Source organism: Streptomyces sp. NPDC052301 (assembly GCF_044593395.1).
Lineage (GTDB): Bacteria > Actinomycetota > Actinomycetes > Streptomycetales > Streptomycetaceae > Streptomyces.
Map to the genome: position 1 here is coordinate 378,834 of NZ_JBIUBE010000003.1, position 20,233 is coordinate 399,066.

Here is a 20,233-nt window from a genome sequence, read left to right on the forward strand (position 1 = left end):
CGCGGGCGCGGCGCGGCGGGGGGGGGGGGCGGGGGGGCGGGGGGGGGGGTTGGGTGGGGGGGGGGGGGGCGCCCCCGGGCCCGCGGGCGGCGGGGGGGGGGGGGGGGCCCCCCCCCCCCCCCCCCCCCCCCCCCCCCCCGGATCGAGCCGTGGTCACGGCCGGTCTAGCCGAACTGCTGCTCGAGGTCCTTCAGTTTGCGCTCCAGGGACTCCAGGCGCGGCAGGGCCATGGTGTCGTCCTCCGCGGTGAGGTCGACGGTGACCGGCTCAGAACCGCTCCGGACCGGCTGCAGGGAGGGACGCGCGCGTACGGGCAGTTGCTCCGCGGTCGATATGGCAGGCTCCGCGGTCGCCGGGGCGGGGCCGCGCTCGACGGCCTGCACCTCGACCTCGACCTGCCGGCCGACGGTCCGGCCGACGAAGCCGCGGTGGCCGCGGCTGATGGCCTTGAGCTGGGCCCGGTCCAGGCGCTCCTGGTCGCGCCGCCGCTGCCGCGTCTCGTCCTTCTGCCGCTTGTCCTCGCGGACCTCCTCGACCGCCTCGTCGAGGCTGCGCACGCCCTCCAGGAGCATCAGCGACCAGGCCTTGTAGGTCTCGCGGGGGGCCCGCATCCAGCGCACCACACGGATCTGCGGCAGCGGACGCGGCACCAGGCCCTGCTCGCGCAGCGCGGCCCGGCGGGTCTGCTTCAGCGCCCGGTCGAACAGGACGGCCGCCGACAGGGACATGCCGGAGAAGAACTGCGGGGCACCCGCGTGGTCGGCGCCCCGGGGCGCGTGCACCCAGTTGAACCAGGCCGCCGCCGCGGCGAACATCCACACGAGCATCCGGGAGCCGAGGGCCGCGTCACCGTGGCTGGCCTCGCGCACCGCGAGCACGGAGCAGAACATCGCCGCACCGTCCAGGCCGAACGGCACCAGGTACTGCCAGCCGTCGGTCAGCCCCAGGTTCTGCTCGCCGAAGCCGACCAGGCCGTGGAAGGACAGGGCGGCCGCCACCGCCGCACAGCAGAACAGGAGCACGTAGGAGGCGGTGCCGTAGATGGCCTCCTTGCGCCGCCGGCGCTCCTCGCTGCGCTCCCACGAGTCGTCGGCACTCGCACTCTCCCCGGAGGAGCGCTTGCCGCGCGCGAGCACCGCCACCGCCGCCAGCATCCCCAGGAGCAGCACGGCGCCCGGAAGCAGCCAGTTCAGCGATATGTCGGTCAGTCTCATCAGGGGTCCCTTGCATTGGGATAGGGCGTAACGCCCGCCATAGTGGCCCACTCCCGACGGCCCTCAGGGGGTTTCGGGGCAAGAGGCCGCCAAGAGCGCGCAAGGAGATGCCCAAGGCGGCGTTCTGCTCGAACTGCCGCGTGAGGGGCGGGAGTTGAGTTCGAATAAGACTACCCGTACGGGTGGTTCCCGGAAAAGTTCCCGTGACGGGTGGGGAAGGTGTGAATCACTTGTCCGGGACCGCGATGATCTTAGTGGATCCGAGGGGGTGCTCCAGGTCCTGACGGAACCTCAGACCATGGCCGTCACCCGTGAGTTCGGCGATCCGGTCGGCGTCACGGATACGCGGCCAGGTGGCCCAGGTGTCCTCGGGGTGCACGGTGGAGAACACGCCGCAGCGCGCCCGGTCCCGGATGGGCCGGGGGTGCGCCGGGCAGCAGCAGTTCCGGCTCGCGCACGGCCCGCCCCTCCTCGGCCCCGCCGAGCGGCTGCGCGACGTACCGGAGTCCCTCCACGATCTCGTCCGTCGCCCATGCCCCACGGCGCCCGCCCGCGCCTCGGCCCGCAGCGCCTCGTCCGGTACGACGACGGCGCCCGCAGCGCCGACCCCGGGTCGCCGGACAGGCAGGAGAGCGACACCGGACGGCGTACGGCCGTCCCTCCGGCGGCGCGGTCGTACGAGACATGCGTCACGGGCGGCCGGGGCGCGCGGCGCAGCGGCACCACGGCACGGTGATCGGCAGGCGCGGGCGTAGCGGTACAGGCCGAAGCGCGACCACGCCGGGCGGGCCCGCCGGCCGTGGTCCCGCAGCACCTGTGCCTCGTCCCGGGCGAGGAAGGCGTCCGGCTCCCCACCGCCCGCCGCGAGGCCCGCGGCGGCCGTCCGGCCCGCGCCCCGGGGTGCCGGGGCGTGCGGGCCCGGCTCGGTCACGGCCGGGCCCCGACGGGCCGCGGTGAGGCGGTCGTGGGCGGCGGTGAGGGGGGAGGGCGCGGCAGGCGCGACGGAACCACCGATCCTTGATCACGAGTAAGTGGCACAGGCAAGGCTAACCTTACTTACCTGTGCGTGAATTGGAAGTCCCGCCCGGTGCGCCTATGGTGCTTGACGGACAAGCGACAAGCCGTCGCCAATGACCCCAAGTACCGACAAGCCGCCAGGAGGACCCGTGAAGCAGGACCTGCAGGGTTCCGCCGGGGCGGGCGCGCCGGAGGGCGGGGCGCCGGGTGCGGCCCGGGTGCCGCGGCAGCAGGGCGTGCCGGCCCCCCTCGACGACGTCCGTGAGCGGGGCGACGGTCTGCCGGGCGCGCGGGGCGAGCACACGCACAGCGAGCGGCCGATCCCGCAGCCGCGGGTCTCCGTGCCGCGGTCCCCGGTGCAGCGCTCCTCGGTGCGCGGACAGATCCTGGACGCGCTGCGCACGGCGCTGGTGGCGGGCGAGCTGAAGCCGGGCGAGGTCTACTCGGCGCCGGTGCTGGGCGAGCGCTTCGGTGTCTCGGCGACGCCCGTGCGGGAAGCCATGCAGCAGCTGTCCCTCGAGGGCGCCGTCGAGGTCGTGCCCAACCGCGGCTTCCGGGTCGTGGAGCGGGGGAGACGGGAGCTGGCCGAACTCGCGGAGGTGCGGGCGCTGATCGAGGTGCCGGTGATGCTGCGGCTCGCGCGCACCGTGCCGGCCGAGCGGTGGGCCGAACTCCGGCCGCTCGCGGAGGAGACGGTCCGTGCGGCGGCCTCCGGCAGCGCGGCGACGTACGCGGACTCCGACCGGGCCTTCCACCGGGCCCTCCTCGGCCTGTCGGGCAACGAGCAGCTGGTCCGCATCGCGGAGGATCTGCACCGGCGCGCCCAGTGGCCGCTGGTCGGGGGGCCGGTGCGGCACGGGCGGGCCGAGCTGGTGGCGGACGCGGCGGAGCACGTGGCCCTGCTGGACGCGTTGATCGACCGTGATCTGGACGTGGTGCGGGCGCTCGTCGGGGAGCACTTCGCCGGCGCGAGCTGAGCGGGGCGGCGCCGCCCCGGTTCGCCGCCCCCCGGGTGCGGGCCCGTACCGGCCGGTCGCGCGGACGCGGCGGAGCCGCACATCGATGCAGGCCCGCGCCCCCTGGGGAGCCGCACTCCGGCCCGCCGCGGACCGGCCCGAAGGGGTGCGGGGAACTGCGTGACCACAAGGTGCTGCTCGCCGACACCCTGAGGGACGGGGCCCCGCCACAGGCCGTGCGTCAGGCCGTGGCCGCGCCCGGTGCCGGTGGGGTCAACTGCCGTGCCAGCCAGGTCGGTACGCCCCCCAGGAGCCGGAACAGCCGGCGGGCCTCCTCGCGGAGCCGGGAGGCCTCCGGTTCGGACTCCGCGTCGGCCAGGGAGGCCAGCGCGGGCGCCGTACCCACCAGATAGCCCAACTCCTCGCGGATCCGCAGCGATTCGGCGAACCCGTGCCGGGCCTCCGTCAACTCGCCGTCCCGCAGGGCAAGTCCGGCCAGGTGCCGCCAGGTGAACGACAGCAGCAGCGGGTCCGCCTGCGCGGCGGCGCCCGCGTGGGCCCGGCGGTACGCGGCCCGCGCCGCCTGCGGGGAGCGGGTCAGGTTCTCCGCGAGCAGCCCCCGGCGGAAGTCCAGCAGGGCCCTCCCCGCCGCACCCGGAGGGATCAGCGCCGCCGCGCGGCCCAGCGCGGCCCGCGCCTCGTCGGCCCGGTCCCGCACCCCGTGCAGCGTCGCCGCGTAGGCGAGCTGGCCGCGCTCGCAGGCGGCGGCCCCGCGCTCCTCGTCGGTGTGCGCCTGCGCCTCCGCCGTCCGCAGGGCGTCCTCCGCGTCCTCCCAGCCCCGCTCGGTGTACAGACACCGCTCGACCAGCAGCGTGGCCCGCTGCAGGGCCGTCCCGGGGGTGTCGGGTGGCAGCAGGGCCGCCGCGTCCGCCCAGCAGGCCCGCGAGCGCAGCCGCCACACCGCGGTCTGGAGCGGATCGTCACCGGCGGTCGTTCCGTTACCAGACATGGCGGTATGCGCCACGTTGCCCTCCCCGAGCACGCCATCGAGCTGTTGAGTGGTGGCCGCATTCCAGCACCAATCGCGGGGCCGGGCCAAGGGGGTGGGTGAAAGATTTCACAAAGTCGTGGGGCGGGGGCGTGACCGGGTTTGGCCGTTGCGCGCCCCCACTGACCTCAGCTCATGCGCAGCGCGAGGAAGAAGTCCAGCTTGTCCTCCAGGCGCGACAGGTCACGTCCCGTCAACTGCTCGATGCGGCCCACCCGGTAGCGCAGCGTGTTGACGTGCAGGTGGAGCCGGGTGGCGCAGCGGGTCCAGGAGCCGTCGCTGTCCAGGAACGCCTCCAGGGTGGGGATCAGCTCGGCCCGGTGGCGGCGGTCGTAGTCCTTCAGCGGGTCGAGCAGACGGGCCGTGAAGGCGCGGCGGACGTCGTCCGGGACGAACGGCAGCAGCAGGACGTGGCTGGCCAGTTCCTGGTGGCCGGCCGCGCAGACCCGGCCGGGGCGGGCGGCGGCCACCCGGCGGGCGTGCCGGGCCTCCTCCAGGGCGCCGCGCAGCCCCTCGGCCGAGTGCACGGCCGCGCTGACGCCGAGCGTGAGCCGGCCGTCGCCCTCGAGACCGGCCGACAGCGGCTCCCGTACGGACTGCAGCAGCGCGTCGGCGAGCAGGCCGGTCTCGGAGCCGTCGTGCTCGGAGGAGACCGCGGGGAGGGGGACCAGGGCGATCGCCTCGTCGCCGGTGTGCGCCACGGCGATCCGGTCCGAGGGCTCCGGGCCGGTCGCCAGCGGGTCGACCAGGACCTCCTCCAGCAGGGACTGGGCGACCGGGCCGCCCTCGACGTCGTCGCCGTCCCACTCCACGCGGGCCACGACCACCTGCCAGTGCGGGGCGGCGCCGAGCCCGGGCAGCAGCACCGGGGCGGCCACCCGGAGGCGGGCCGCGATCTCGGCGGGCGCGGCGCCCGTCTGGACCAGCTCCAGCACCTCCTGGGCGAGCCGGCGCCGGACCGTGCGGGCCGCGTCCCGGCGGTCCCGTTCCACCGCGATCAGCTGGGTGACGCCCTGGAGCAGGTCCAGGCGCTCCTCGGGCCAGTCGCCCGCGTCCGCCTCGACGGCCAGCAGCCAGTCCGACAGCACCGTCTCGCGCACGTCGCGGGAGGCCTGCGGGGAGCGGCCGGAGGAGCGGATCGGGAAGAGCGAGTACGTCGTACCGGCCAGCGGGAACCGGTGCGGGCCTCGCCGGCCGGTGCGGGTGGCGGCCAGGTGCTCGGCGGCGAGCCTCGCGCAGGTCTCGGCGGGCAGCGCCGGGGCCGTGGCCTTGGAGCCGGCGATCAGGCGGCCGGTGGGCGAGAGCACCCAGGCGCGCAGGTCCAGGTCGGAGCCGAGCAGGTCCAGGACCACGTCCGGGCCGCCGCCCGCCGGGCCCGAGGTCATCATCCGGCGGTGCCGGTCCACCACGGCAGCCAGGTCCCCGGCACGCTCGCCGGAGACCTGCCGGACGACGTGCTCGGTGATCGTCGCGAACGCCACCGACTCGTGCACCGCGAACAGCGGCAGCCGGTGCCGCGCGCAGGCCAGCACCAGGTCGTCCGGCACATCGCCCAGCTCGGCCTCGCCGGCCGCGAGGGCCGCCACGCCGGCCTGCACGAGGGTGCGCACGAACGGCTCGGAGTCGTCGGCGTCCCGCCGCCAGGCCAGACCCGTGAGCACCAGCTCACCGCCGGACAGGTAGCGACTCGGGTCGCGCAGGTCGGTGGTCATGACACCGCGTACCGAGCGGTCCAGCTCGTCCTCGCCGCCGAGCAGCCGCAGGCCCAGCGCATCGGTGTCCAGCAGTGCGCGCAGCCGCATCTCGTCGCCGCCGTTCTTTGTCTCGAAACCTACGATGGATCTTGGGGATGGTGTGGGAGGCGCCCGGAGCGGGGCGCCCAGGGGCGCACGCCGGGGTCTCCGCGGTGTTTCCTGCGTTTCTCCAGGAAAACGGAGAGGTTACCGATGACCTCCGTTCATACGAATCTACAAGATGCCTGGCCTGGCCAGCCAACTCCTTCATGGTTTCGGTGACTGACCCCGCCGGAGTACGGAGCGGTGTACTGAGTCCACTCCGCGTTAACAGCACATGAACGAGCCGGGCCCGCCGCACACGGATTGGCTCAATCTGCACGACCCACGAGACGAAGAAGAAGAGAGCCGGTCATGGACTTCCTTCGCCCCGCCAGCTGGGAGGAGGCGCTCGCCGCTAAGGCCGAGCACCCCACCGCTGTGCCGATTGCGGGTGGCACCGATGTGATGGTCGAGATCAACTTCGACCACCGCCGGCCCGAGTACCTGCTCGACCTGAACCGCATCGGCGACCTCACCGAGTGGGAGGTCGGCGAGGAGAGCGTGCGGCTGGGTGCCTCCGTCCCGTACACGAAGATCATGGAGAATCTCCGTGCCGAGCTGCCGGGCCTCGCGCTCGCCTCGCACACGGTCGCCTCCCCGCAGATCCGCAACCGCGGCGGCGTCGGCGGCAACCTCGGCACGGCCTCGCCCGCAGGTGACGCCCACCCCGCGCTCCTCGCGGCGGGCGCGGAGGTCGAGGCGGAGTCCGCGGCCCGCGGCACCCGTCTGATCCCGATCGACGAGTTCTACACGGGCGTCAAGCGCAACGCGCTCCAGCCCGACGAACTGATCCGGGCCGTGCACGTCAAGAAGGCGGACGGCCCGCAGCAGTACTCCAAGGTCGGCACCCGCAACGCCATGGTCATCGCCGTGTGCGCCTTCGGGCTCGCCCTGCACCCCGAGACCCGTACCGTGCGGACCGGCATCGGCTCGGCCGCCCCGACCCCGGTACGGGCCAAGACCGCCGAGGAGTTCCTGAACGCGGCCCTGGAGGAGGGCGGCTTCTGGGACAACGGAAAGATCATCACCCCGTCGGTCGCCAAGCAGTTCGCGGAGCTGTGCTCCGGCTCCTGCAACCCGATCGACGACGTCCGGGGCACCGCGAGCTACCGCCGCCACGCGGTCGGTGTGATGGCCCGCCGGACGCTCACCTGGACCTGGGAGTCTTACCGCGGCGCCCGCCGCGCATCTGAGGGAGCTGCGTAATGCGCGTCAACTTCACCGTCAACGGACGTCCCCAGGAGGCCGACGACGTCTGGGAGGGCGAGTCCCTGCTCTACGTCCTGCGCGAGCGCCTCGGCCTGCCGGGTTCGAAGAACGCCTGCGAGCAGGGCGAATGCGGTTCCTGCACCGTGCGCCTGGACGGCGTCCCGGTCTGCTCCTGCCTGGTCGCCGCCGGACAGGCCGAGGGCCGCGACGTGGTGACCGTCGAGGGCCTCGCGGACTTCGCCAAGCAGCGCGCCGAGGGCGGCTGCGCGACCGGCGCCTGCGGTACGACGCTGCAGGACGCCCAGCAGTGGCAGGCCAAGGGCACCGACTCCCAGACCGGCGAGGGAACCGAACTCTCCCCGATCCAGCAGGCGTTCATCGACGCCGGCGCCGTCCAGTGCGGCTTCTGCACCCCGGGCCTGCTCGTCGCTTCCGACGAACTCCTGGAGCGCAACCCGAACCCGTCCGACGCGGACATCCGTGAGGCGCTGTCGGGCAACCTGTGCCGCTGCACGGGCTACGAGAAGATCATGGACGCGGTCCGCCTGGCGGCCGCCCGCCAGTCCGAGGAGGTCTGACGATGCCCACCAACGGCGCCCCTACGAAGATCACGCAGGGATCCCGGACCAAGGGCGGCATCGGCGAGTCCACGCTGCGCCCGGACGGCACCCTCAAGGTCACCGGCGAGTTCGCGTACTCGTCCGACATGTGGCACGAGGACATGCTGTGGGGCCAGATCCTGCGCTCCACCGTCGCGCACGCCGAGATCGTGTCGATCGACACCTCCGAGGCCCTCGCCATGGCCGGTGTCTACGCGATCCTGACCTACGACGACCTGCCCACCGAGGTGAAGAACTACGGCCTGGAGATCCAGGACACCCCGGTCCTCGCGCACGGCAAGGTGCGCCACCACGGCGAGCCGGTCGCGATCGTCGCCGCCGACCACCCGGAGACGGCCCGCCGCGCCGCCGCCAAGATCAAGGTCGACTACAAGGAACTCCCGGTCATCACCGACGAGGCCTCCGCGACCGCGCCGGACGCGATCCTCGTCCACGAGAACCGCGACGACCACCACTCCGGGCACGTCCCGCACCCGAACATCGTGCACCGCCAGCCGATCGTCCGCGGCGACGTGGAGGAGGCCCGCAAGCGGGCCGACGTGATCGTCGAGGGTGAGTACACCTTCGGCATGCAGGACCAGGCCTTCCTCGGCCCCGAGTCCGGCCTCGCCGTGCCCGAGGAGGACGGCGGCGTCCACCTCTACGTCGCCACCCAGTGGCTCCACTCCGACCTGCGCCAGATCGCGCCCGTCCTCGGCCTGCCCGAGGACAAGGTGCGCATGACGCTCTCCGGCGTCGGCGGCGCGTTCGGCGGCCGCGAGGACCTGTCGATGCAGATCCACGCCTGCCTGCTCGCGCTGCGCACCGGCAAGCCCGTCAAGATCGTCTACAACCGGTTCGAGTCCTTCTTCGGGCACGTCCACCGGCACCCGGCGAAGCTCCACTACGAGCACGGCGCCACCAAGGACGGCAAGCTCACGCACATGAAGTGCAGGATCGTCCTGGACGGCGGCGCCTACGCCTCCGCCTCCCCGGCGGTCGTCGGCAACGCCTCCTCGCTGAGCGTCGGCCCGTACGTCGTCGACGACGTCGACATCGAGGCCATCGCCCTCTACACCAACAACCCGCCCTGCGGCGCCATGCGCGGTTTCGGCGCGGTCCAGGCGTGCTTCGCCTACGAGGCGCAGATGGACAAGCTGGCGAAGAAGCTGGGCATGGACCCGGTGGAGTTCCGGCAGCTGAACGCGATGGAACAGGGCACGATCATGCCCACCGGGCAGCCGGTCGACTCCCCGGCCCCGGTCGCCGAACTGCTGCGCCGCGTCAAGGCGATGCCGCTGCCGCCGGAGCGCCAGTGGGAGTCCAGCGAGGGCGCCGACGTACGGCAGCTGCCCGGCGGTCTGTCCAACACCACGCACGGCGAGAGCGTCGTACGCGGTGTCGGCATCGCCGTCGGCATCAAGAACGTCGGCTTCTCCGAGGGCTTCGACGACTACTCCACCGCCAAGGTCCGCATGGAGGTCGTCGGCGGCGAGCCGGTCGTGACCGTGCACACCGCGATGGCGGAGGTCGGCCAGGGCGGTGTCACCGTCCACGCCCAGATCGCCCGCACGGAGCTGGGCGTCGCCCAGGTGACCATCCACCCGGCCGACACCCAGGTCGGCTCCGCCGGCTCCACCTCGGCCTCCCGGCAGACGTACGTCACCGGCGGCGCCGTGAAGAACGCCTGTGAGCTGGTCCGCGAGAAGGTCCTGGAGATCGGGCGCCGCAAGTTCGGCTCCTACCACCCGGCCTGGGCGACCGCCGAACTCCTGCTGGAGGGCGGCAAGGTCGTCACCGACGGCGGCGAGGTCCTCGGCGACCTGGTCGACGTCCTGGAGGGCGAGGTCGTGGAGATCGAGGAGGAGTGGCGGCACCGGCCGACCGAAGCCTTCGACCTGCGCACCGGCCAGGGCAACGGACACGTCCAGTACTCCTTCGCCGCCCATCGTGCGGTCGTCGAGGTCGACACCGAGCTCGGCCTGGTCAAGGTCATCGAGCTGGCCTGCGCCCAGGACGTCGGCAAGGCGCTCAACCCGCTCTCCGTCATCGGCCAGATCCAGGGCGGTACGACCCAGGGCCTGGGCGTCGCGGTGATGGAAGAGATCATCGTCGACCCGAAGACCGCCAAGGTCATGAACCCCTCCTTCACGGACTACCTGATCCCCACGATCCTCGACACGCCGACCATCCCGGTCGACGTGCTCGAACTCGCCGACGACCACGCCCCCTACGGGCTCCGTGGCATCGGCGAGGCCCCGACCCTGTCGTCCACCCCGGCCGTCCTCGCGGCGATCCGGAACGCGACCGGGCTGGAGCTCAACCGCACTCCGGTACGGCCCGAGCACCTCACGGGGACCGTGTAACACCCCACAACTCTCCGGGCGGCGCCGGGAACGTCACACACTCCGCCGCGCCGCCCGGAGGATCCTCTTTGAGTTCCGCACCGCTCGCGGTCCTTGAAGGACCTGGAAATACGTTCGTCTCGGGCCGTCCCCCGGGTCGTCCATTCCCAAATCCCGTGACCGTCAAAGCGGTTGCACGGGTGCCCCTTTGAACCTTGGGAGATGGCCCCCATGACCCAGCAGTCAGTGGAGCCGACGACCACCGCCGAAGAAGCGGGCGCGGGTTCGCGTCCGCCGGCCGGCAGGTCGTGGCTCGACCGGTACTTCCACATATCCGAAAGAGGATCCACCTTCGGGACCGAGGTCCGCGGTGGCGTCACCACCTTCATGGCGATGGCGTACATCCTTCTGCTCAACCCGGTGATCCTCAGCGGCGCGGACAGGTCGGGCGACTCACTGAGCCAGAAGGCTCTCATCACGGCCACCGCGCTCGGGGCGGCGGCCACCACTCTCCTCATGGGCTGGTTCGGCAAGGTGCCGCTCGCCATGGCCGCCGGACTCTCCGTCTCCGGAGTGCTCGCCGGCCTGGTCATGGGGACCAAGGACCTGACGTGGGCCCAGGGGCTCGGCATGTGCGTCGCCTACGGCGTCGTGATCATGCTCCTGGTGGTCACCGGTCTCCGTGAGATGATCATGAACGCGATCCCGCTGCCGCTCAAGCACGGCATCACGATCGGCATCGGTCTGTTCATCGCGTTCATCGGCCTGGTCAAGGCCGGGTTCGTGCACGCCGGCACGGCGACCCCGGTCACCCTGGGCGACGGCGGTGAGCTCGTCGGCTGGCCCGTCCTGCTCTTCGCCGTCACCCTGCTCCTCATCTTCGCGCTGCAGTCCCGCAAGGTGCCCGGCGCCATCCTCATCGGCATCGTCACCGGCACCGTCCTCGCGGTGATCGTCAACGCGCTCGGCCTCGCCGGCGACAAATCCTGGGCCAACGGTGAGGGACCAGCCCTGCACGGCAGCGCCGTGTCGATGCCGGACTTCTCGCTCATCGGCAAGGTGTCCTTCAGCGGCCTGGGCGACGTCGGCTACATGACGGTCACCTTCATCGTCTTCACCCTGGTCCTCGCGGGCTTCTTCGACGCGATGGCCACCATCATCGGCATCGGCGCCGAGGCCGACCTGGCCGACTCCCAGGGGCGTATGCCGGGCCTGTCCAAGGCGCTGTTCATCGACGGTGCCGGCGGTGTCGTCGGCGGTGTGGTGGGCGGCTCCGGCCAGTCCGTGTTCGTCGAGTCCGCGACCGGCGTCGGCGAGGGGGCCCGTACCGGACTGGCCTCGGTCGTCACCGGCGGGTTCTTCGCCCTCTGCCTCTTCTTCACCCCGATCACGGCGATCGTGCCCCGCGAGGTGGCCTCGGCCGCCCTCGTGACCATCGGCGCCATGATGATGATGAACGCCCGTCATGTGGACTGGGCCGACCGGTCCGTCGCGATCCCGGTCTTCCTGACCGTCGTGATCATGCCGTTCACCTACTCCATCACCCCCGGTGTCGCCGCCGGTGTCATCTCCTACGTCGTCATCAGGCTCGCGCAGGGCAAGTGGCGGGAGATCGGCGTCTTCATGTGGGGTCTGACGGTGCTCTTCCTCGTCTACTTCTCGCTCCATCCGCTCCGGGCCCTGCTGGGCGTGCACTGACGCCCGGGCCCTCCACGCATCCGCTGGACCAGATCAGGAGGCCGAACATGCTGGACATCGCCGACGAGTTGAACCGGTGGGTCGAGCAGGGACGTGACTTCGCCGTCGCCACCGTGGTGGCCGTCGGCGGGAGCGCGCCCCGGCAGCCGGGCGCCGCGCTCGCCGTCGACAACGAAGGCACGGCCATCGGTTCGGTCTCCGGCGGATGCGTGGAGGGCGCCGTGTACGAGCTGTGCCGGCAGGCGCTCGAGGACGGGGAGACCGTGCTCGAACGCTTCGGCTACAGCGACGAGGATGCCTTCGCCGTCGGTCTGACCTGCGGCGGCATCATCGACATCCTCGTCACACCGGTCCGGGCGGACGGTCCCGCCCGGCCGGTGGTCGCGGCCGCGCTGGCCGCCGCCGCCCGTGGGGAGGCGGCGGCGGTCGCACGGATCGTGGAGGGACCGGCACAGCTGCGGGGCCGGGCCCTCCTCGTCCGCCCCGACGGCTCCCGGGACGGCGGCTTCGGCGCCCACCCCGAACTGGACCGCACCGTCGCCGCCGAGGCCGGCGCCTTCCTGGACGCGGGCCGCACCGGCACCCTGGAGATCGGGGAGCAGGGCTCGCGCTGCGGCTCGCCGCTGACCGTGCTCGTCGAATCCTCCGTCCCCGCGCCCCGGATGATCGTCTTCGGCGCCATCGACTTCGCGTCGGCGCTGGTCCGCGTCGGCAAGTTCCTCGGCTACCACGTGACCGTGTGCGACGCCCGCCCGGTGTTCGCCACGAGGACCCGCTTCCCCGAGGCCGACGAGATCGTCGTGGAGTGGCCGCACACGTACCTGGAGCGCACCGAGGTCGACGGCCGCACCGCCTTGTGCGTCCTGACCCACGACGCCAAGTTCGACGTTCCCCTGCTGAAGCTGGCGCTGCGGCTGTCGGTCGCCTACATCGGTGCGATGGGCTCCCGCCGCACCCACCTGGAGCGCAACCAGCGCCTGCGGGACGTCGGCGTCACCGAGCTCGAACTGGCCCGGCTGCGCTCCCCGATCGGGCTCGACCTCGGGGCCCGTACGCCGGAGGAGACGGCCCTGTCCATCGGCGCGGAGATCGTCGCGCACCGGCGTGGCGGCAGCGGGGTCTCGCTGACCGGCGCGCACACCCCGATCCACCACGACCCGGTGTCCCTGCCGGCCGGGCGGATCGGCTCGGTGGCCTGAGCGCGATCCCGGGAAAACGGCTTGCCGCTCGCGCCGGCCCCTGTGTTGCATGAGGCCATGGTGTCCACCGACCGGCTGCTCGCCTTCGCGGCCCTGTCCTTCCTGCTGATCGTCATACCCGGTCCGAGCGTGCTCTTCGTGATCGGGCGGGCGCTGGCGCACGGCCGCCGTGCCGCGCTGACCACCGTCGTCGGCAACACACTCGGCGCGTACGCCCTCGTCGCGGCCGTCGCGCTCGGCGTCGGATCCGTCGTCGAGCGCTCCGTCCTCGTCTTCACCGCGCTGAAGCTCGCGGGCGCCGCCTACCTGGTGTACCTCGGGATCAAGGCATGGCGGCAGCGGGGCTCGCTGCGGGCCGCGTTCGCGGAGTCCGGCAGCCCGGCGCACGGCGGTCTGCGCACCCTCTGGGAGGGATTCGCGGTCGGGATCGCCAACCCCAAGACGATGGTGTTCTTCGCCGCCGTACTGCCCCAGTTCGTGGACCGCGACCGAGGACACGTGCCGGTGCAGATGCTGTTGCTGGGCCTGGTCTTCAACGTCATCGCGCTCGCCTCGGACAGCCTCTGGGGACTGGTCGCCTCGGCCGCCCGGAACTGGTTCGCCCGCTCGCCCCGGCGGCTGTCGGCGGTCGGCGGCGTCGGCGGCCTGACGATGATCGGTCTGGGCGTGACGGTCGCCGCCACGGGCCGCAAGGACTGAGGAACCGGCCCGTCAGGGCCTTCTGAGGAGCTGGTTCGCGGCGCGTCCGAACATCGCGCGGGCCGTGCGCTCCAGGACGCCGTCGAAGGCGCGGGGCAGGAAGCGGACCCGCAGCTCCTCGCGCCAGACCACCCGGCTGCGGCCGCCGGGCCCGGGCCCGACCTCGATCTCGGCCCAGCCCAGGACCACCCGGCCGCGTTTCTCCAGGCGGCACAGGCCCGGCTCCCCGTCGGCGGGCGGGCGCCAGACCGTCACCTCCATGACGTCGTCGACGGTGAACGGGCCGACACCGGAACGGGCGACGAAACGAGTGCCCTCCCGGGTCGGGGCGGGCGTGAGCACCCTGACCCGGGTCAGCGGTACCGCGTCGGCGTGGCGGGGCCACTGGGTGAGCCGGCGCCATGCCTCGTCCGGGGCGAGGGGGGCGGTGCGTTCGAGGGAGAAGGTGGGCACGGCACGATCGTAGGCAATGGACGCCCCCTGCCTGTGCGCTCGCCGCCGCCTCACCCGGTCGGACCAGCACCGATCGGTCCGGCCGGGCGGGCTCGGGCTCAGGGCCGGTACACCTTGCCCGGTTCGGCCTTGCCGGGCGCCAGCAGCTGAGGGACCGTCACGAAGACGTAGCCGCGCTGCTTCAGCGCGTCGATGATGCCGGGCACGGCGGGCACGGTGCCCGGGTAGATGTCGTGCAGCAGGATGATCCCGTCGCGTGAGGCCTGGTCGAGGACCCGCTCGGTGATGAGCGCGGAGTCGTTCGTCGTGTAGTCCTTGGCGGTCACGCTCCACAGCACCTCCGCCAGGCCCTCCTCCTTGGCGATCCGGTGCACGTTGCTGTCGGTGCGGCCCTGCGGCGGGCGCATCAGCGTGGGCCGGTGCCCGATGAGCCGCTCGATGGCGTCGTCCGGCCGCTTCAGCTCCTCGCGTATCTGCGCGTCCGATATCTGCGTGAGGATCTTGTGGTCCCAGGTGTGGCTCGCGACCTCGTGGCCCTCGGCCGCCATCCGCCTGACCAGCTCCGGGTACTTCTCGATGTGCCGCTTGCCCAGCAGGAAGAAGGTGGCCGGGACCTTCTTCTCCTTGAGGATGTCGAGCAGCCGCGCCGAGTTCTCGCTGGGCCCCGCGTCGAAGGTGAGTGCGATGCACTTGGCCTGGCGGCAGTCGACGGACCCGAATCCCGCCTGTGCCCCGTGCGCCCCTGCGTGCGCCGCCTCCGCGCGGGCGGTGCTCGGCGCGGTCGTGTCGACCTGCGCACAGCCGGACAGGGTGAGCGCCAGACAGGCGACGGCCGACGCGAGCGCGGCCGGACGCAACCTCCGGGCCGCTTTCCGCATCTTCCCCGTCGCGTGCTGCGTGGTCGGGATGGTCTCGGTCGAAAGAGGCATGCCGGGACTATACACTCAGCGTATAGAGCAGAGGTTCGATTTTTTGGAGTGCGTCACCGCGTAGCACCATGGAAGGAGAGGCACCGCGGAGGAGGACCAGCCATGCGCTTCCGGGACCGTGCCGAAGCCGGACGGGAACTCGCCGGACTGCTGACCGACCTGCGTGCGAAGGGCGACCTCGCCGACCCCGTCGTACTCGCCCTGCCGCGCGGCGGCATCGCCGTCGCCGAGCCGGTCGCGCGAGCCCTCGACGCCCCGCTCGACGTGCTCGTCGTCCGCAAGATCGGAGCGCCCCACCACGAGGAGTTCGCCGTCGGCGCGCTCGTCGGGGACGACCCGCCCCTGTTCGACGCGGACACCCTCGACCGGCTGGGCCTCACCGAGGACTCCCTCGCCCCGGTGGTGGACCGCGAGCGGCGGGAGCTGCGCCGTCGCGAGGAGCGTTACCGCGGCGACCGGCCGCCCCCCGGCCTGGCCGGGCGCACGGTGATCGTCGTCGACGACGGACTGGCCACCGGCGCCACCGCCCGCGCGGCCCTGCGCCACGTCCGGCGCCGCGGCCCCGCACACCTCGTCCTGGCCGTTCCCGTCGGCGCCCCCGACTCCCTCCGCCTGCTCGCCGGGGAGGCCGACACGGTCCTGTGCCCGCACCGGCCGGCCGGCTTCATGGCGGTGGGGCAGTGGTACGACGACTTCGAGCAGCTCACCGACGACGAGGTGCTGGCCGCCCTGCGCGGCCACTGACCCGGCGACCGGTGCCCGCGCCACTGCGGCGGTTCCCGTGCCGCCACCCGCGCGACCACGGGCGCAGCCGTCCCACCGCGCACCCGCTCGCCCCGGCCCCCCTCCCCACCGTCACGACCCCGTGCACACCAGTAGTACCGGGCCGGTACGCGGAGTAGCCTCGGGGCATGACGTGCACGGGGGAACGAGCCGTCACATCGCGGTTACGGACACCGTCCTGGATCGCGCGCATCGAGTCGCCGGACGGGCGGGTCCTCGGTGCCGGGGTGCTGCTCGCCCCCGACCGGGTGCTCACCGCCGCCCACGTCGTCACGCCCGAACGCCCCTACGCGGTCCGCCTCGTCGGCGTGCGCGGGCTCGACGCCGTGGCCGCCGACGTCCGCGCGGACGAGCACGTACCGCAGCAGCAGGACGCCTCCGGCGACCGCAGCGGCGACCTCGCCCTGCTCCGCCTGGCCACGCCCCTGCCCGCCGAGCACACCACCCGCCTCCACCGGCTCGCCTCGCCGCACGGACCCGTCAGCATGTACGGCTTCCCGGCCGGCGACGACGGCGGGCGCTGGCACGGCGCCACCCTGGTCGCCGCCCGCGGCCGGGACAGCCAGGTGCAGCTGCGCCCCCTGACCCCGGGCGAACTGGCCGCCCCGGGCTTCAGCGGCGGGGGAGTGGTCGACGACACCACGGACCGGGTGATCGGCGTCGTCCTCAGCGTGGACAGCGGTGCGGGCTCCGCCTTCAGCTACATGAGCCCCACCGAGACCATCCTCAGCCACCTGCCGCAGGTCGCCGCCTGGACCGACGGCACCGAGGCCGTCGACCCGCGGCTGAGAACCGGCCCGGGCACCGACGGCGCGCTCGACGTCCCCTTCGCCACCGAACTCGCCTCCTGGTCGCGCGGCGAGGGCTGGCCGGTCCTCGTCACCGTCGTCCCCGCCCGCAGCGACCGCGCCTGGACCCTGCGGCGTGCCGTCACCCTCGCCGACCGCGAACTGCGCACCCGGCACCACAGCAGCGTCTTCGGCCACGACCCGCCCGAGACGGTGCCCCCGGCCGGAGCCCACGACCTCGCCCTGGACCTCAAGGGGCTGACCGCCGCCGAGGTCATGGACCGCATCGCCGCCCGCCTCGGCATCCCCGACGACCCCCGGCCCGAACGGCTCGGCTCCCTGCGCGTCCCGCTCGCGGCCGTCCTCGTCGGCGTCGACGAGGCCGCCGAACCCGACGCCCTGCTCGGCCTGGCGGACCGGCTCGCCCAGCAGGGCGCCCGGCTGCTGCTCGTCTTCCGCCGCCGCGGCGAGCGCTTCGCGCAGACCGCCGAGTCCCTCGTGGACCGCCCGCTGCGCGACCGCTGGCGCCGGCTGCACCGCGAACTCGACCGGATCGTCGACGAGCTGGGGCCCGCACTGGACCGGCGCCAGGACATCGTGCTGCCCGGCCCCGGCACCCGGCACCTGCTGGACCAGGCGGAATCCGGCGTAGGGCGCACCCGGATGCTGCGCGCCTGGGTCGCCCACACCCCCGAGCGGGAACGCGAACCCCGCGGCGCCGACCTGCTGTTCACCTTCGAGGACGCCGCCGACCGCCGCCGGCAGCGCCTGGAACAGGCCATCGGCCTCCTCGACGCCCGGCTGCGCCGCCGCGAGGAACTCCTCGGCCGGACCGGCGCCGAGTGGCCGCTGTGCCGCCGGCGGGCCGGCCCGGACGGCGACCGGGTGATGGAGGCGTACCGGCTCTACGAGGACGCCCTGGCGCTGCTGCGGCAGACACCCTGCGACATCGAACGGGCCGAGGCCGCCGTCGAACGGTTCGTCGGCTTCTGCTCGGCCCCCGAACCCGGACAGGAGGGCACGTCATGACCTCGTGCGTCCGGCCCGGCTGCGCGGGCCACATCATGGCGACCGGCTACTGCGACACGTGCGGCCACCGGCACGTCGAGCCGCGCCCCCGACCACCGGAACCGCCGCCCGCAAGCGCCGCCGAGGAGAGCCCGGGCCCGCCGACCGTGCACGCCGTCGCGGGGGTCGGCGAACTCGACCAGCACGGACTGGTGGTCCTGCCCGAGGTCCCCGTCCCCGACGACGTGCTGATCGAGGACCCCAGGCCGCCCACCGGGGGCCGCCGCTGCGGCGCCGACGGCTGCACGATGACCATCGGGATCGGGTACGGCGGCCAGCCCGCCCGCGCCACCGGCCGCTGCCCCCGCTGCGGCACGCCGTACTCCTTCCTGCCCCGGCTGGCCGCGGGCGACGTGGTCGCGGACCACTACAAGGTGCTCGGCTGCCTCGCCCGCGGCGGCCTCGGCTGGATCCACCTCGCCGAGGACACCCGCGCCGACGGCCACCGGGTCGTCCTCAAGAGTCAGATCGACGTCCACGACGCGCTCGCCCGCCGCACCGCCGTCGAGGAACGCCGCTCCCTGACCGGCCTGCACCACCCGGACATCGTCCGCATCATCACCTACGCCGAGCACCGCACCCCCGGCCGCCCGCCCACCGGCTACCTGGTCATGGACTACATCGGCGGGCGCTCCCTGCAGCAGCTGTTCGACGCCGACGACGCCGAACGGATCTTCCACGGCCGCCCCCGCCTCGACCACGTCCTCACCTACGGCTGCAAGATCCTCGGCGCCCTGCAGTACATGCACGAACGCGGGCTGCTGTACTGCGACATGAAGCCCGCCAACGTCATCCACTTCGGCCGGGCCGTCAAGGTCATCGACCTCGGCGCGGTCCGCGCGATCGGCGACCGTACCTCCGCCTACGTGTACACGGCGTCCTTCGCCCCGCCCAAGGAGGAGATCGACCGGCGCGGCTGGCACGTCGACAGCGACCTGTACACCGTCGGCATGACCCTGCAGGCGCTGGCCCGTGGCACCGAACCGGCCCGCGGCCTCGCCCCCGACTCCTTCCGCCGGCTCATCGACCGCGCCACCCATGCCGAGCCCCGCGCCCGGTTCCGCTCGGCGGCCGAGATGTCGCGGCAGCTCTGGGAGGTGCTGCGCGAGTTCCGCTCGCTGCAGTTCGGCGAGCAGCTGCCGGAGAGCTCCACCCGGTTCCGCGCCACCGGCGCCAGCCTCGACGCAGGCCTCGGCGCGATCCCCGCCCTGGGCCACTGGACCGGCCGGCCCGGCGAGCGGCCCGCCGGCCTCGACGTCTCCCCGCCCTCCGCCGCCGAGGTCGCCGGGGCCCTGCCGGAGCCGGTCCCCGACCCCGACGACGGCGCCGCCCTGCTGCTGGACACCTTCCCGCCCGACGCCCCCGACCGGGTCGCCCGGCAGTGGCCCCGCGAGTCCCGCCTCGGCACCCCCGAGACCGCGCTGTGGCTGTGCCGCGCCTACCTCAGGCGGGGCGAGCAGCGCGAGGCCGAGAGCTGGCTCGCCGAGGCCGAGACCCAGCTCGGCGAGCGGGCCGCCGCCCACGACTGGCGCATCGCCTGGCACCGGGGCGTCCTCCACCTCAGCAGGGGCGAGGTCGGCCGGGCCGGCGCCCGCTTCGACGCCGTCCACCGCGCCCTGCCCGGCGAGTACGTGCCCAAACTGGCCCTCGCCCACTGCGCGGAACACGGAGCGCCGCCCCACGACGGACCGGCCTCCGGCGACCGCGCCGGAAACGCGTCCGGGCGGACCGCCGCCCCCGCACACCCCCCGGGAAGCACAGCGGGAAGCGGGGCAGGCGACGATGGCGGCCTTCACGGCGGGCACGGCGGCAGCAGGGGGAGCGGCGGGGGCGCCGGGCCCGCCGGCGGGCAGCGGATCGCGCGGGCCATGCGGTACCACGAGGCCGTCTGGACCCGGGACTTCGCCCACACCGCCGCCGCCTTCGGCCTGGCCCGCGGCCACCTCGCGGGCGGTGACCGGGACGCCGCCGTCCGCGTCCTCGACGACGTCCCCGCCACCTCCCGCCACTACGACGCCGCCCGGATCGCCGCCGTCCGCGTCCGCGCCGGCATCCTGCACGGCAGCCCGCCCACCCCGGCCGACCTGCGGGACGCCGCCCGCCGACTGCCCGAACTGCGCCTGGACGGCGGCGCCGCCGACGGCGAGTCCCGCGCCCGGCTCGTCGCCGAGGTCCGCGAGAACGCCCTGCACTGCCGGCCCGCACAGGGCTGGGGGCCGGAGGTCACCGCCGAGGAGCTCCTCGGACCCGGTGACGAGGACAGCCTGCGCACCCTGCTGGAGCACTCCTTCCGGCACCTGGCCGGACAGGCCCGCACCGCCGCGGAGCACGGCCGGCTGCTCGACCTGGCCCACGCGGTCCGGCCCATGACCACCTTCTGAGAACGCCATGAC

General features: G+C 73.6%; 17 protein-coding genes. 11 read left to right on the plus strand and 6 right to left on the minus strand.

Annotated features, from left to right (window positions below):
• Window positions 1-164 precede the first annotated feature (164 nt).
• A complete protein-coding gene (locus ACIHEJ_RS08955; RefSeq protein ID WP_400133386.1) occupies window positions 165-1,214 on the minus strand; it encodes a DUF2637 domain-containing protein in 1,050 nt (349 codons plus the stop codon).
• A gap of 335 nt (window positions 1,215-1,549) precedes the next feature.
• Window positions 1,550-1,729 (minus strand): hypothetical protein, encoded by a 180-nt coding sequence (locus ACIHEJ_RS08960; protein ID WP_400133387.1) that lies wholly within the window; start codon window positions 1,727-1,729, stop codon window positions 1,550-1,552.
• Window positions 1,730-1,746: 17 nt separating this feature from the next.
• On the opposite strand from ACIHEJ_RS08960, the gene ACIHEJ_RS08965 reads away from it, so the two are divergent.
• Window positions 1,747-1,950, plus strand: coding sequence for a hypothetical protein (locus tag ACIHEJ_RS08965; RefSeq protein WP_400133388.1), 204 nt, complete (start codon window positions 1,747-1,749; stop codon window positions 1,948-1,950).
• A gap of 430 nt (window positions 1,951-2,380) precedes the next feature.
• The gene (locus ACIHEJ_RS08970) at window positions 2,381-3,208 is read left to right on the plus strand and encodes a GntR family transcriptional regulator (RefSeq protein ID WP_400133390.1); all 828 of its coding nucleotides are present in this window, start codon (window positions 2,381-2,383) and stop codon (window positions 3,206-3,208) included.
• A 220-nt stretch (window positions 3,209-3,428) separates the two neighbouring features.
• Here ACIHEJ_RS08970 and ACIHEJ_RS08975 read toward each other — a convergent pair whose 3' ends face one another.
• Both ACIHEJ_RS08975 and ACIHEJ_RS08980 read right to left on the minus strand, forming a co-directional pair.
• Entirely contained in the window at window positions 3,429-4,196 is a 768-nt protein-coding gene (locus tag ACIHEJ_RS08975) for a hypothetical protein (protein ID WP_400133392.1), read from the minus strand.
• A 167-nt stretch (window positions 4,197-4,363) separates the two neighbouring features.
• Window positions 4,364-6,037: a PucR family transcriptional regulator gene (locus ACIHEJ_RS08980; RefSeq protein ID WP_400133394.1), complete on the minus strand. Its 1,674-nt coding sequence runs from the start codon at window positions 6,035-6,037 to the stop codon at window positions 4,364-4,366.
• Between the two features lie 345 nt (window positions 6,038-6,382).
• Between ACIHEJ_RS08980 and ACIHEJ_RS08985 the strand changes: the two genes are divergently transcribed.
• The 6 genes from ACIHEJ_RS08985 to ACIHEJ_RS09010 all read left to right on the plus strand — a co-directional run bounded on the left by ACIHEJ_RS08985 (window position 6,383) and on the right by ACIHEJ_RS09010 (window position 13,819).
• Entirely contained in the window at window positions 6,383-7,276 is an 894-nt protein-coding gene (locus ACIHEJ_RS08985; protein WP_400133395.1) for an FAD binding domain-containing protein, read from the plus strand.
• Window positions 7,276-7,857, plus strand: coding sequence for a (2Fe-2S)-binding protein (locus ACIHEJ_RS08990; protein ID WP_400133397.1), 582 nt, complete (start codon window positions 7,276-7,278; stop codon window positions 7,855-7,857). The genes ACIHEJ_RS08985 and ACIHEJ_RS08990 overlap by 1 nt, the downstream gene beginning before the upstream one ends.
• 2 nt (window positions 7,858-7,859) lie before the next feature.
• Window positions 7,860-10,244 (plus strand): xanthine dehydrogenase family protein molybdopterin-binding subunit, encoded by a 2,385-nt coding sequence (locus ACIHEJ_RS08995; RefSeq protein WP_400133399.1) that lies wholly within the window; start codon window positions 7,860-7,862, stop codon window positions 10,242-10,244.
• Window positions 10,245-10,454: 210 nt separating this feature from the next.
• On the plus strand, window positions 10,455-11,921 hold the full coding sequence (locus tag ACIHEJ_RS09000; RefSeq protein ID WP_400133401.1) for an NCS2 family permease: 1,467 nt from the start codon (window positions 10,455-10,457) through the stop codon (window positions 11,919-11,921).
• 47 nt (window positions 11,922-11,968) lie between these two features.
• A complete protein-coding gene (locus tag ACIHEJ_RS09005) occupies window positions 11,969-13,120 on the plus strand; it encodes an XdhC family protein (RefSeq protein WP_400133403.1) in 1,152 nt (383 codons plus the stop codon).
• A gap of 57 nt (window positions 13,121-13,177) precedes the next feature.
• Window positions 13,178-13,819 carry a LysE family translocator gene (locus ACIHEJ_RS09010; RefSeq protein WP_400133405.1) on the plus strand — a complete coding sequence of 214 codons (642 nt, stop codon included), beginning with the start codon at window positions 13,178-13,180 and terminating at the stop codon, window positions 13,817-13,819.
• Between the two features lie 12 nt (window positions 13,820-13,831).
• Here the strand turns inward: ACIHEJ_RS09010 and ACIHEJ_RS09015 are convergent, their stop codons facing one another.
• Together ACIHEJ_RS09015 and ACIHEJ_RS09020 are read right to left on the minus strand one after the other, a co-directional pair.
• Window positions 13,832-14,272: an SRPBCC family protein gene (locus ACIHEJ_RS09015; RefSeq protein ID WP_400133407.1), complete on the minus strand. Its 441-nt coding sequence runs from the start codon at window positions 14,270-14,272 to the stop codon at window positions 13,832-13,834.
• Window positions 14,273-14,370: 98 nt separating this feature from the next.
• Window positions 14,371-15,150: a polysaccharide deacetylase family protein gene (locus tag ACIHEJ_RS09020; protein WP_400134000.1), complete on the minus strand. Its 780-nt coding sequence runs from the start codon at window positions 15,148-15,150 to the stop codon at window positions 14,371-14,373.
• 153 nt (window positions 15,151-15,303) lie between these two features.
• Between ACIHEJ_RS09020 and ACIHEJ_RS09025 the strand changes: the two genes are divergently transcribed.
• The 3 genes from ACIHEJ_RS09025 to ACIHEJ_RS09035 all read left to right on the plus strand — a co-directional run bounded on the left by ACIHEJ_RS09025 (window position 15,304) and on the right by ACIHEJ_RS09035 (window position 20,221).
• Window positions 15,304-15,945, plus strand: a complete 642-nt coding sequence (locus ACIHEJ_RS09025) for a phosphoribosyltransferase (protein WP_400133409.1) — start codon at window positions 15,304-15,306, stop codon at window positions 15,943-15,945.
• 167 nt (window positions 15,946-16,112) lie between these two features.
• Window positions 16,113-17,801 (plus strand): trypsin-like serine peptidase, encoded by a 1,689-nt coding sequence (locus ACIHEJ_RS09030; RefSeq protein ID WP_400133411.1) that lies wholly within the window; start codon window positions 16,113-16,115, stop codon window positions 17,799-17,801.
• On the plus strand, window positions 17,798-20,221 hold the full coding sequence (locus tag ACIHEJ_RS09035; RefSeq protein ID WP_400133413.1) for a tetratricopeptide repeat protein: 2,424 nt from the start codon (window positions 17,798-17,800) through the stop codon (window positions 20,219-20,221). Before ACIHEJ_RS09030 ends, ACIHEJ_RS09035 begins: the two co-directional genes overlap by 4 nt.
• Window positions 20,222-20,233 lie beyond the last annotated feature (12 nt).

Excerpts from the sequence above, each read along its gene's own strand:
- ACIHEJ_RS08955 (WP_400133386.1), bottom strand. The coding sequence starts at position 1,214 with ATGAGACTGACCGACATATCGCTGAACTGGCTGCTTCCGGGCGCCGTG.
- ACIHEJ_RS08965 (WP_400133388.1), top strand. The coding sequence starts at position 1,747 with ATGCCCCACGGCGCCCGCCCGCGCCTCGGCCCGCAGCGCCTCGTCCGG.
- ACIHEJ_RS08975 (WP_400133392.1), bottom strand. The coding sequence starts at position 4,196 with ATGTCTGGTAACGGAACGACCGCCGGTGACGATCCGCTCCAGACCGCG.
- ACIHEJ_RS08980 (WP_400133394.1), bottom strand. The coding sequence starts at position 6,037 with ATGCGGCTGCGCGCACTGCTGGACACCGATGCGCTGGGCCTGCGGCTG.
- ACIHEJ_RS08985 (WP_400133395.1), top strand. The coding sequence starts at position 6,383 with ATGGACTTCCTTCGCCCCGCCAGCTGGGAGGAGGCGCTCGCCGCTAAG.
- ACIHEJ_RS08990 (WP_400133397.1), top strand. The coding sequence starts at position 7,276 with ATGCGCGTCAACTTCACCGTCAACGGACGTCCCCAGGAGGCCGACGAC.
- ACIHEJ_RS08995 (WP_400133399.1), top strand. The coding sequence starts at position 7,860 with ATGCCCACCAACGGCGCCCCTACGAAGATCACGCAGGGATCCCGGACC.
- ACIHEJ_RS09000 (WP_400133401.1), top strand. The coding sequence starts at position 10,455 with ATGACCCAGCAGTCAGTGGAGCCGACGACCACCGCCGAAGAAGCGGGC.
- ACIHEJ_RS09005 (WP_400133403.1), top strand. The coding sequence starts at position 11,969 with ATGCTGGACATCGCCGACGAGTTGAACCGGTGGGTCGAGCAGGGACGT.
- ACIHEJ_RS09010 (WP_400133405.1), top strand. The coding sequence starts at position 13,178 with ATGGTGTCCACCGACCGGCTGCTCGCCTTCGCGGCCCTGTCCTTCCTG.
- ACIHEJ_RS09020 (WP_400134000.1), bottom strand. The coding sequence starts at position 15,150 with ATGCGGAAAGCGGCCCGGAGGTTGCGTCCGGCCGCGCTCGCGTCGGCC.
- ACIHEJ_RS09025 (WP_400133409.1), top strand. The coding sequence starts at position 15,304 with ATGCGCTTCCGGGACCGTGCCGAAGCCGGACGGGAACTCGCCGGACTG.
- ACIHEJ_RS09030 (WP_400133411.1), top strand. The coding sequence starts at position 16,113 with ATGACGTGCACGGGGGAACGAGCCGTCACATCGCGGTTACGGACACCG.
- ACIHEJ_RS09035 (WP_400133413.1), top strand. The coding sequence starts at position 17,798 with ATGACCTCGTGCGTCCGGCCCGGCTGCGCGGGCCACATCATGGCGACC.